10 protein-coding genes are annotated in these 11,686 nt (G+C 38.1%); 8 read left to right on the top strand and 2 right to left on the bottom strand.

The genetic code is table 11. The features are described 5' to 3' along the window. Nucleotides 1-378: 378 nt before the first annotated feature. Together AAZR93_RS15275 and AAZR93_RS15270 are read right to left on the bottom strand one after the other, a co-directional pair. A complete protein-coding gene (locus AAZR93_RS15275) occupies nt 379-954 on the bottom strand; it encodes an HdeD family acid-resistance protein (protein WP_294107126.1) in 576 nt (191 codons plus the stop codon). Between the two features lie 264 nt (nt 955-1,218). After that, nucleotides 1,219-2,013, bottom strand: coding sequence for a PadR family transcriptional regulator (locus AAZR93_RS15270; protein WP_434720296.1), 795 nt, complete (start codon nt 2,011-2,013; stop codon nt 1,219-1,221). A gap of 431 nt (nt 2,014-2,444) precedes the next feature. Here AAZR93_RS15270 and typA point away from each other — a divergent pair, with 431 nt between their 5' ends. The 8 genes from typA (at nt 2,445) to fabY (ending at nt 11,558) form a co-directional block, all read left to right on the top strand. Continuing rightward, nucleotides 2,445-4,265, top strand: a complete 1,821-nt coding sequence (gene typA, locus AAZR93_RS15265) for a ribosome-dependent GTPase TypA (protein WP_294107128.1) — start codon at nt 2,445-2,447, stop codon at nt 4,263-4,265. 350 nt (nt 4,266-4,615) lie between these two features. Further along, nucleotides 4,616-5,077, top strand: coding sequence for a helix-turn-helix domain-containing protein (locus tag AAZR93_RS15260; RefSeq protein WP_336430721.1), 462 nt, complete (start codon nt 4,616-4,618; stop codon nt 5,075-5,077). A 188-nt stretch (nt 5,078-5,265) separates the two neighbouring features. Then, a complete protein-coding gene (locus AAZR93_RS15255) occupies nt 5,266-6,006 on the top strand; it encodes a MurR/RpiR family transcriptional regulator (protein ID WP_294107130.1) in 741 nt (246 codons plus the stop codon). A gap of 240 nt (nt 6,007-6,246) precedes the next feature. Continuing rightward, the gene (locus AAZR93_RS15250; RefSeq protein WP_294107131.1) at nt 6,247-7,803 is read left to right on the top strand and encodes a PTS transporter subunit EIIC; all 1,557 of its coding nucleotides are present in this window, start codon (nt 6,247-6,249) and stop codon (nt 7,801-7,803) included. Nucleotides 7,804-7,817: 14 nt separating this feature from the next. Next, entirely contained in the window at nt 7,818-9,188 is a 1,371-nt protein-coding gene (locus tag AAZR93_RS15245) for a class-II fumarase/aspartase family protein (RefSeq protein WP_294107188.1), read from the top strand. A gap of 307 nt (nt 9,189-9,495) precedes the next feature. Further along, the gene (gene yihX / locus AAZR93_RS15240) at nt 9,496-10,110 is read left to right on the top strand and encodes a glucose-1-phosphatase (RefSeq protein WP_294107132.1); all 615 of its coding nucleotides are present in this window, start codon (nt 9,496-9,498) and stop codon (nt 10,108-10,110) included. 63 nt (nt 10,111-10,173) lie between these two features. Continuing rightward, the gene (dtd, locus tag AAZR93_RS15235) at nt 10,174-10,611 is read left to right on the top strand and encodes a D-aminoacyl-tRNA deacylase (RefSeq protein WP_336430726.1); all 438 of its coding nucleotides are present in this window, start codon (nt 10,174-10,176) and stop codon (nt 10,609-10,611) included. Between the two features lie 23 nt (nt 10,612-10,634). Beyond that, entirely contained in the window at nt 10,635-11,558 is a 924-nt protein-coding gene (gene fabY / locus AAZR93_RS15230; protein ID WP_294107133.1) for a fatty acid biosynthesis protein FabY, read from the top strand. Nucleotides 11,559-11,686 lie beyond the last annotated feature (128 nt).

Here is an 11,686-nt window from a genome sequence, read left to right as displayed (position 1 = left end):
CTCCTGGTCGGGTCTAATCAACAAATGACAATATTGGGTTGATGTATTTGTTGGTTGTCTGGCTTTGCAGTGTCAGTTTTTATTACTCTGCAATTCTGCAATTAATATAAGCGAAAATCGTGCCAACTTTATAAAGCATAATAAATACTGATCGTTAGGATGAAATAATAAGTATTAGCGTTGGTAAAGGTGAATGATTGCACTGTATTGGTGCGATTAATCTCAGGGGTGCACCAAAATGGTGAAAAAGAGCTAACTATATTGAATTGAGTGTCATGAAGTTGTAGTGAAAAGATTAAATATGGGCGCTTTTGAAAGTGAATAAGCGAATAAAAAAATAAAAGGATGCGACTAACAATAGCATCCTTTTTTTGAATATTAAGATTGGTTCTTTTTGAGAATGCTCAACAGCGTAAATAAGCTAAAAGCACTGAATAACATTTCAATACCAATTAAGGTCGTTAATAAGGTGATTGATGTTAGCGGGCCATTGCCAATTAACAGGAATGCAATCACGAAGTCTAAGATACCGATGAGAATTTGTACCCAGCCACTGGATGTCTTAATTTGTTGAAATCCAACATATAATCTGACCACACCACCAATAATAAACAGGACAGAAACAAAAATGGCAAGTAGAACTAAACTTTGAATCGGGTCTTTAATAAAAGAATAGCCCAAAGTACAGTAAGCCACCCCAATGACGAAACTGAATATTTTCGACCAGCCTGAATATAAGCTAGAACTGAAAGTGCTGACGAGGATCGCTAAGCCACTCATAATAAATAAAATACCAAGAATAGCGCTCACGGCAATACCTGAGATCATTGGATTGATCAGGCAAAAAATACCGCCAACAAAAAGCAATACAGCAAGTACGATCAGTAAATTCCGTTGTTTTTTGAGTTCTTCTGAGGCGAGTTTTGACATTTGCTCGCGATTAATATTTAGCATGGTGCACCTCCTAAATGAAAGAATATCAATAAAATATACACCATAAATGATATTCGTTCTGTTTTTTCAAACAGAATTTGGATTAAGTAAATTCTAAAAGGAATGCAATTTTATATTTAGTAGATTGAAATTAAAGTATAAAAAAAGGATTTTTAAGTAATAGAGGTGTCGGAACAGAGGATGATCAAAAATAAGAACAGCTCTGTGCTGATGATTGAGCACAGAGCTGAAGTTTTACAGAAGTAGAGAATGGTGACGGTTTGACTATTCGTCGTCATTGTCAGTGAGTAATGTATTTACTTCTTCAATTTGTTTAACTGCATCATTGATGATCGTTGCAATTTGACGAGTTTGTTCTTCATTTAACTGTTTTAAAACCATTTTATGGCGCAGTAGTGCTTTGAAGCGGCTAACTGCCATTTCAATGTCTTCAGTTAAATTGACGCCTTGTTGCATATCGCGAGCTTTTGCTAATTTTCGCGTAATCATTGTTTCTATATCTTTATTTTGCGCTAGGTGTTCAGCACCTTCCGCAGTTAGGGTGAAACTTTTACGATTACGTTCAACAATTTGCGATTCAAGAAAGCCTTGTTCTTCTAGCAGTGTCAGTGTTGGATAGATAACACCTGGGCTTGGCACATAAAGGCCATTCGAAGCTTCTTGAATGTCTTTAATGATTTCATAGCCATAGCTTGGTTTTTTTGCTACTAACGAAAGCACCATGATATGGAGATCGCCATGGTCAAATAAACGACGCAAGCCTTTACCTCTACCGCGGCGGCCTTCGCCGTGACCACGACCATGACGACCTTCACCATGACAGCCTTCGCCGTGACCGCGACCATGACGACCTTCACCATGACAGCCTTCGCCGTGACCGCGGCCATGACGACCTTCACCATGACAGCCTTCGCCGTGATCACGACCATGATGACCTTCACCATGACAACCTTCGCCGTGTTCGTGACGGTTTTCACTGTGGCAGCAGCCAGCGCCATGACCGTGATGGTTTTCATCATGATGTGAATAATATACATGACGACAAGAATGAATTAGCATATAGTATTTCCTTATTATATTTTCGATATATCTAAAAAGATATTGTGGTATTACTATATTTAGATATATCGAAAGTGTCAATTTAGATATATCTAAATATAGAAGAAAGACATTAAAAACGGTGATAATGAAAGAAAGTTTATTTTTTATTCTTTTTTTTGGCTGCTAATATCTAGTTTTTAGCGTATTATTCTACCACTTTGTGATTTCTCAGTGCTGATATGAGCTATTTTCTAAAATATTCTGGCATTATTATGCAACTGGATGTTTTTTCATTAAAAACTTTTTTTACAGTGATGAGTTTCACATTTATTCCACTTGTGTGGAAAAACGTGTAAAATAACAGCAAATTAACGTAGAAAGTATGCTTTGAGCTATAATAACGACTCAAAAGGCATATTCCTTTTCTGTCAATTAAACGGTAAAAATCCTTGTCAATTCAAAACTTAAGAAACATCGCCATCATCGCTCACGTTGACCATGGCAAGACAACACTGGTTGGTAAATTACTGCAACAATCGGGCACCTTCGGTGAACGTGAAACAGTTGATGAGCGTGTTATGGACTCCAATGACTTGGAGAAAGAGCGCGGTATTACAATCCTTGCGAAAAATACTGCTATTCAATGGAATGGCTACCACATCAACATCGTAGACACCCCAGGCCACGCCGATTTCGGTGGTGAAGTTGAACGTGTTATGTCCATGGTTGACTGCGTTCTACTCGTTGTTGATGCAACTGACGGCCCAATGCCGCAAACTCGCTTTGTAACACAAAAAGCTTTTGATAATGGCCTAAAACCAATTGTTGTTATCAATAAAGTTGACCGCCCAGGTGCACGTCCTGATTGGGTTGTTGACCAAGTATTCGACTTATTCGTTAACTTAGGTGCAACGGATGAGCAGCTTGATTTCCCTGTTGTTTATGCATCAGCTCTGATGGGTATTGCAGGTCTTGAGCATACTGAAATGGCTGAAGACATGACCCCACTATACGAAGCTATCGTGAAGTATGTTGAGCCACCAAGTGTTGATCTGGAAGGTCCTTTCCAGATGCAAGTTTCACAGCTAGATTACAACAGCTACTTAGGTGTTATTGGTATTGGCCGTATTAAACGCGGTGTTGTAAAACCTAATCAGCAAGTCACTGTTATCGATAGCGAAGGTAAAACACGTAATGGTAAAATCGGTAAAGTTCTGACTCACTTAGGTCTAGAGCGTATCGATTCCCAACAAGCAGAAGCTGGCGATATCGTTGCTCTGACTGGTTTGGGTGAATTGAACATTTCTGACACTATCTGTAATGCAGGTAATGTTGAAGCGCTGCCTGCGCTGGCCGTTGATGAGCCAACAGTTAGTATGTTCTATTGCGTCAATACTTCACCATTCTGTGGTCGTGAAGGTAAATATGTGACTTCACGTCAGATTCTTGATCGTCTGAACAAAGAATTAGTCCACAACGTGGCACTGCGTGTTGAAGAAACTCAAGATCCAGATGCATTCCGTGTTTCTGGTCGTGGTGAGCTTCACTTATCTGTTCTGATTGAAAACATGCGTCGTGAAGGCTTCGAGTTAGCTGTTTCGCGTCCAAAAGTTATCATTCGTGAAATCGATGGTCGTAAGCAAGAGCCATTCGAACAAGTGACTTTAGACGTTGAAGAGCAACATCAAGGCGATACCATGAAAGCGTTAGGTGAGCGTAAAGGCGACCTACGTGACATGATGCCAGATGGTAAAGGCCGTGTGCGTCTTGATTACGTTATTCCTAGCCGTGGTTTGATTGGCTTCCGTACTGAATTCATGACAATGACTTCAGGTACAGGTTTACTGTATTCAACATTCAGCCATTATGATGATGTTCGCCCAGGCGAAATCGGCGGCCGTCAAAACGGTGTTCTGATTTCTAATGGTCAGGGTAAAGCAGTTGCTTATGCTCTATACAGCCTGCAAGATCGCGGTAAATTATTCTTAGGTCACGGTGCGGAAGTTTATGAAGGCCAAATCATCGGTATTCACTCTCGTTCAAATGACCTGACAGTTAACTGCTTAACCGGTAAAAAACTGACTAACATGCGTGCGTCAGGTACTGATGAAGCAACAACACTGTCACCACCAATTAAAATGACACTAGAACAAGCGCTTGAGTTTATCGATGATGATGAACTAGTTGAAGTGACTCCACTGTCAATTCGCCTGCGTAAGCGTCATTTGACTGAGAATGACCGTCGTCGTTCAGGTCGCAGCAAAGACTAATTTTAGTCATTAGATATACGAAAAGGCACTTCAATATGAAGTGCCTTTTTTACGTCTATCGTTAAATTAATTGCTGCTAAGCTTCTATCATCAACGATGATAGTTTTATGCAATTAACATTAATAGCGAGCCCAATCAATAAGGTACTGCTACAAAGTTAGAGAGCGGTTATTTCGTATTCATTGCTGTAATAATGATAGCAATCAGAGATATAAATGAGCTTATTTTTACTAATTATATTATTGTCATGATGGTGTCGTCGTTAAGTCGTATTCCTGTCGTCACGATTACATAGCTGATTGATGTATTAATTTAAGCAATGACTCAATTAACTCTAAGGTGCTATTGCTATGAATAATAAAGTTAAAATATTGAGATTACAAAGAGCATGGTCTCAAGATCAATTAGCTCAATTGTCATCACTTAGTATAAGAACTATCCAGCGAATCGAAAATGGTGAAACGCCTAGTTTAGAGACGCTTAGTGCTCTTGCCTCAGTTTTTAATGTTAGTGTGTCTGAACTCTCATCAGAAGTCTTGATTGAAAGTTCAGAGCTAGATAATCGAATTACCCTAGCCAAAAAGCGGGTAGAGGATGAAGCTAAATTATTTAAAAATATAATTATTGCGATTATAGTCTGTGGTGTAATTTTGATTGTTAATTTTCTTTTCACTCCTCATCGAAATTGGCCGATTTGGCTGATTAGCATTTGGGGGGGGATTTTAGTGATAAAAGCGCTTAAATTGTTCTTTCTTGATGAAATGGTGAATCGATGGAAAGCAAAGCGATTGAGAAAGATAAGTAATCGTTGAAATATGGCCGAATGCATATTTTCACTTAATTACTCATGTAACTCACAGAATGCTATTTCAAGTCCTATTTAAATACACTATTTAACGTATAATCAATTAATTGACGGTTTATATGTCTTTTATCTTGTTGACGATGTTCTACCCCTAGCTTTTGATGGGATTGTGATACTCAATTTATTAGGTGAGATATGTTGGATTTTTTGAAAAATTACGATGCTTTAACGAGTAGCGAAAAAAAGGTACTGAAGTATCTCACCGATAATATTGCGGATATTCCTTACTTAAATATCAATGAATTAGTCGCTAAGACTTTTGTCTCAAAAACGGTGATCATTAATTTATCTCAAAAATTAGGATTTAGTGGATTTAAAGAGCTTAAGTTCCAAATTAGTAATCATATTTTAACGGAAAATAAAAAAGATAAAATTAATTCATCCTCTTATAAAAAACAATTAGAAAAGAATATTACTAAAAGTTTTACCTTGATTAATGAAGAGCAGATCCATGATTGCGCTAAGCTTTTGCGCAACTCTAGAAATATCTTTATTGTTACAAGGGGAACCAGTAAAGCGGTTGGCTATTATCTTGAGCACTTGCTGTTTGCGCTGGGGCTACACTGTTTTTTCATTAATGATTACAATTTGTCTGACACCTTCACTCGTTTAGTCAATAAGGACGATACAGTGATATTTATTTCTCTCTCTGGGGGAACCAAAAAAATTATTGAAACTGCAAAAATTGTACAATTAAAAGAAGCGAATATCATTAGTATGACTGCTTTTCATACCAATGAATTAACGACCTACGCGAATAATACTCTATTTTGTTTTTCAGATAATCACGATACGAAAAAAGATGACACAAAATCAAGGATAGGCTTTTTTATTTTAGCGGATTTACTGATAAACGAATTAGAAAACTTAATTTAAATTTTATAACAAATAATTAGATTATAGTTGTGGCACTCTTTTATATTAATAAGCCATTAAATAAGAAGTCAGCACTGATAACTAGAAAATAGTTAAAAATCAATCAAATACCCTCAAAAATGACATGGGTCATAATTAATGACCTGAGATAACATTTAAAACCGCAACAGCATTTATTTCACTGAACTCCCAGTGCTAGTATCCCTATAGTTTCTACATTCTAAGTCATAAGGAAAAAATATGGCCAGAAGAAAGTTTAGTGATTCAATTCAGCGCTTTGGGAGGACTTTGCTTCTTCCAATTGGCGTTTTAGCTCCAATCGGTATGATTCTAGGGATCAGTGGTGCTTTAGTTCAAACATATATGATTGCTCGATTTCCTTTCCTTGGAAATGAAACCGTTAATGCATTATTAGTCAGTATTCGTGCTATTGCAGGTGTTATTTTTGACAATATTCCACTCCTTTTTGCGATGGGTGTTGCCTATGGCATGAGCCAAAGAGATAAAGGAATCGCAGTTTTTGCCTCTGTTGTCGGGTATTTAACCTTGATAATTACCATTAATATTTGGTTAGTGCTCAATGGTAAGCTCGCTGATGTTGCCATTATGACGCAAGTGGGGCAGATCAAGGTTTTAGGTATACAAACCATGAATATTAGCGCCGCAGGAGGGATTATTACCGGCCTAATTGCATCTTGGGCAACGGATAAATTCTATAATCTCGAACTGCCCACTGCGTTTGCTTTCTTTTCAGGGAAAAAATCAGTTTCAATCATCATGATTGGACTCATGATTGCGGTTGGCGCGTTTCTACCGTTTATTTGGGAAGTATTAGTTCTTGGTTTAATGAAATTATCAGCAGTGATCCTGAGTCCTGTGGGGCCATTCTTTACTGCTGCGGGTGAACGACTGTTTATTCCATTCGGTTTACACCATGTTTGGAATGTGCTGTTTAGATTTACTGAAGCGGGTGGTTCTTACGTTATTGATGGGCAAACCTTTGTTGGTGTTGTGCCTGCGATGACTGAAGTGTTATTTAAACAAGGGCCAAATAGTGAATATTGGGCAATGATGCCAAGCTTAACGCGCTTTATGGCTCAACAACAAATGTTGGTGACTTTATTCTTATTCCCTGCAATTGCTCTTGCAATATATAAGACATCAAGGAAAGAGAATCGCGTTGAAGTTAAATCGATGCTAGTCACGATGGTATTAACGGCAATGTTAGGTAACGTCACTGAACCGTTAGAATTTACCTTCGTCTTTATTGCACCACTCTTATATTTAATCTACGCGGTTATTGTCGGCATTGGTGCAGTTCTGCTCTCTTTAGCTGGTGTTGCTATTGGCTATATTCGAGGAACAATTTTTGATTTCACCATCTTCGGTTTGCTCTATGAGAATACTAACTGGATTTTCTTAGTCATTATTGGAACGAGTTTGGCTGTTATCACGTACTTTATTTTCTGCTGGGCGATTGTCAAATTTGATATTAAAACGCCAGGAAGAGAAGAGTCGAGTAATCTTAAAAATACATTAATCAAAGAAAAGCGTTATGGCGAAATTGCAGATCTTCTTATTAAAGCGTTAGGTGGCAAAGACAATATTCGTAATGTTGATAACTGTATTACCCGACTACGTATTGATATTTCAGAGGTCAATGTAATTGATAAAGAGTTGATGTTGGAGTCAGGATGTACAGCATTTTTCTTTCCTGCGGCAAACCATATTCATGTTGTATATGGACCGAAAGTAGAATTTGTGCGAAATGCTGTTGATGAAGCGATGAAGAAATAGAGAAGGGATACATGATGAGAGCGTTATATGATTCTAAAAGTAAAACAATTGATGATCGCGGCATAAAAGCGCTGCTATCCAATGAAGCCAAATATTCAACTTGGTTAATGTTTGAATCAATGCTAGCTCAAGCTCAAGCTGAGCAAGGTTTTATTCCACAATCAGCAGCTGATGAAATTAAGCAAAAAGCAAAAATTGAGAATATTGATTTTGAAGAAATGAACCGTATTTATCAAAAAATCGGTCATGGTTTTGTGCCTTTTTTAAAGGTTTTAGTGAACGCATGTTCAGAAGAGAGTGGTAAATACATTCATTACGGGATTACTACTCAAAACATACAACAAAGTTCACAGCTGTATATGATGAAAACAGTACATCATAAGTTTATGTTGCTTTTAAGTGAGATTATCGAAAACTTATCAAACTTAGCATCAAAAACCAAAACAATGGTAATGGCGGGGAGAACCCATGGGCGTCATGCGATCCCAATTACTTATGGATACAAAGTCTCCGTGTGGATAAGTGATTTTATCGATTGTTACCAAAGAATGAAAGAGTGTGAAAAGCGTGTATTTACTATCATGATGGGCGGTGCAGTTGGGGCGTTTAACTCGATGCCCGGTGTCGGTATTGCCGTTCAAAAAAGAGTCGCTGAACTTACAGGTATGGAAGCTATGGAGGTTCCATCAAGGAATCTTAGCACCCATAAATTAGAATATATCTCTAATTTAGCGTTGATGGCGAATATTTGTCATAAAATTGGTGAAGAAGTTTACAGTACAACATTAGAAGAAATTGCGGAAGTCTCTGAAGGATTTACTAAAGGTACCGTCGGTAGTAGCACGATGCCACATAAAATTAATCCTAAATTAGCTAAAGGTATTATCGCAAATTCTCAAAAATTGTATTCGTTGCCTAGCGTCGGAATGTACTCTGCGGTCAGACCTTATGAAGGTGATAGTAGCTCATACATGCTATTTGATGGGCTACTTGAAGAGGCCCTTGAACTGACAACAGAAATTTTACTGAGAACTGAAGAACTTTCTAGAACTATCGTGCCTCATGAGGAAAGGATGCTACATAACGTATTAAGAAACAAGGGATTAGATAATACTGAATACGTTATGATGAAAATGGCAGAAAAATTAGGTAAAGATAAAGCACACTCTTTATTGTATGACGAAGCGATTAAAACCGCCGCAGATGGAGAGGATTTTTATACTAACTTAATCAAAAATGAGGTTATTACTGCCGCGTTTAGTTGTGATGAAATTAAGGAAATGCTTGATCCTCGCGCTTACATTGGTTTGTCTGCTGAAATAGCAGAAAAAGAATCAAAACGTGGACTTGCTATCGTTCAAGAAATCAAGCAACAGTATAAATAAGCCGTAACTAGCTTAGGTTAAAAGCTAACTAATGTGTTATTTGTTGGCATGAAGTGGTTGCCTTACATTGAAAAAGTGATGTGGTGTAAGGCAATTTACCGATATCTATAATTCTCAATTATCCCTTGTTGTTTATTAGCTCATCACTATTATCCGTTTTTCCTCTCTCACTGTTTATAATTTATCCTAAATGTGGATAGCTCAATTGATAAATTAACAAAATAACGCGAATAATCACTAATTAGGGCTGTTCAGCTGTACGAATAATGATTAAAGTAAATTTAGTTAATAATGAAGAGGAAAACTTATGCTGTATATCTTCGATATGGGTAATGTGATTATTGATATCGACTTTAATCGTGTTTTTGATAAATGGGCTGAACTCAGCGATACCCCGAGTGAAGAAATCAGATCACGATTTACGTTTGGGAATATCTTTCAATTACATGAGTGTGGAAAAATTTCAGATATAGAGTTTGCTGAGCTACTTTGTGAAGAAATCGGGATCACTCTGAGCTTCGAAGACTTTGCCGAAGGTTGGCACTCGATTTTTATTTCGTTAAGACAAGAAGTTATCGACATTATGGAACGCCTGCGTGAGCAAGGACATCGAGTTGTCGTCTTATCGAATACCAATCGCCTGCATTTAGACTATTGGCCGCAGCATTATCCTGAAATTGCCGCTTCCTCTGATTTCCTCTATTTATCTCAAGATTTGGGAATGCGTAAACCTGACCCTGAAATTTTTAAATATGTGCTGCAATCGGAGGAGTTCGATGCCTCTGAGGCTATCTTCTTTGATGACATAGAAGAAAATGTGAAGGCCGCGCAATCCCTTGGTATTAAAGGCGTACATGTCTTAAATAAGGACACTATTCCTGAATATTTCCGCACTTACGACTTTAGTGCAGAAGTTGAATAATATACTGATTTATCACAGCGGAGTAGCTTAGTCAGTTACTCCCTCTTTTTGTACAGAGTTATCATGATTGCATTGATTCAGAGAGTCACTCACGCGAGTGTTATTGTCGATGAGAAAATTATTGGCCAAATTGGTTCAGGATTACTGGTTTTACTTGGCGTTGAAAAAGATGATGATGAACAAAAAGCAAAACGCCTATGTGAAAAAGTGCTAGGTTATCGTATTTTCAGCGATGATCAGGGCAAAATGAACTTAAATGTTCAACAAGCTGGTGGAAGCTTATTGGTTGTTTCTCAATTTACATTAGCGGCAGATACCAACAAAGGGATGAGACCGAGTTTCTCTGGTGGTGCGGAGCCTGAGCGTGCTGAAGAACTTTATACGTATTTTGTACAACAAAGTCGCCAGTTAGGTATCGTCACTGAAACAGGGCAATTTGCCGCAGATATGCAAGTGAGCTTAACCAATGATGGCCCTGTGACTTTCTGGCTGCAAGTGTGATCCAAACTATTAAAGGGGAAACAATGTACCATCTGCGCACACCGAAAGATGATATTGAATTTGCAGCTTATTACCAATTCCGTTGGGAAATGTTGCGTAAACCCTTTAATCAGCCTCTTGGTTCTGAGAAAGATGGTTATGACCTGACTGCTCATCATCAAATGGTTGTTGATGATAAAAATCGAATTCTTGCTATTGGTCGTTTATATATCAATGCCGATAACGAAGGTGCAATACGCTTTTTGGCTGTGAACCCGGTTATGCAGGGAAAAGGGCTAGGTAAATTAATTATCATGGCGCTTGAATCTACGGCAAGACAAGAAGGTGTAAAACGGATTGTTTCTAGCGTAAGGGAAGAGGCGGTTCCATTTTTTAGTAAAAATGGGTTTGCAAATAGAGGAATTGTCGCGGGTGAGCTGAAAACACCTGTCCGTCATTACCTAATGATTAAGCCGATTGAAACGTTAGATCAAATTTTACATCGACCTGATTGGTGTGGTGAATTGCAGCAAGCTTGGTATAAATACATTCCATTGAGCGAAAAAATGGGTGTACGCATTGATCAATACACGGGCAAACGTTTTATTACCACAATGCCAGAAGCGGGCAATCAGAATCCGCATGAAACTATCTTTGCGGGTAGCCAGTTTTCCCTTGCGACACTTACCGGTTGGGGGCTAATTTGGTTATTAATGCAAGAACATCAGTTGGGGGGCGATATCGTTCTGGTGGATGCGAATATTCGCTATGCTAAACCAGTAAGTGGTAGGCCAACAGCAGTAGCTGATTTATCGAATCTTAGCGGCGATCTTGATCGTCTAGCAAGAGGCAGTAAAGCTCGCGTGAAACTCACCGTTGAGGTTAGCGGTGCGGAAAATCAAGTTGGGGCGGTATTTAGTGGCATTTATATGGTTTTTCCTGTTACCGAACCCAAACAAGATGCTTAAATTTGTATGATATAGCAATACGATACAAAAATAGCTAAAAACGATTAAAAAAGCAGGTCAGCTAAATATGCGAGACCTGCTTTTTTATTGATTGGTAACCTACATCGCGATTAACTTATTATATAGTG

The organism is Providencia sp. Je.9.19 (genome assembly GCF_051129765.1).
In the GTDB taxonomy this organism is placed as follows: domain Bacteria; phylum Pseudomonadota; class Gammaproteobacteria; order Enterobacterales; family Enterobacteriaceae; genus Providencia.
Note: the sequence above shows the minus strand (reverse complement) of the source record. Positions and strands in the feature narration are given on the sequence as shown.

Bases quoted from the DNA above. Each gene is read 5' to 3' on its own strand.
- AAZR93_RS15250 (WP_294107131.1), top strand. From the start codon at position 6,247: ATGGCCAGAAGAAAGTTTAGTGATTCAATTCAGCGCTTTGGGAGGACT.
- dtd (WP_336430726.1), top strand. From the start codon at position 10,174: ATGATTGCATTGATTCAGAGAGTCACTCACGCGAGTGTTATTGTCGAT.
- AAZR93_RS15260 (WP_336430721.1), top strand. From the start codon at position 4,616: ATGAATAATAAAGTTAAAATATTGAGATTACAAAGAGCATGGTCTCAA.
- AAZR93_RS15255 (WP_294107130.1), top strand. From the start codon at position 5,266: ATGTTGGATTTTTTGAAAAATTACGATGCTTTAACGAGTAGCGAAAAA.
- fabY (WP_294107133.1), top strand. From the start codon at position 10,635: ATGTACCATCTGCGCACACCGAAAGATGATATTGAATTTGCAGCTTAT.
- yihX (WP_294107132.1), top strand. From the start codon at position 9,496: ATGCTGTATATCTTCGATATGGGTAATGTGATTATTGATATCGACTTT.
- AAZR93_RS15245 (WP_294107188.1), top strand. From the start codon at position 7,818: ATGAGAGCGTTATATGATTCTAAAAGTAAAACAATTGATGATCGCGGC.
- AAZR93_RS15270 (WP_434720296.1), bottom strand. From the start codon at position 2,013: ATGCTAATTCATTCTTGTCGTCATGTATATTATTCACATCATGATGAA.
- AAZR93_RS15275 (WP_294107126.1), bottom strand. From the start codon at position 954: ATGCTAAATATTAATCGCGAGCAAATGTCAAAACTCGCCTCAGAAGAA.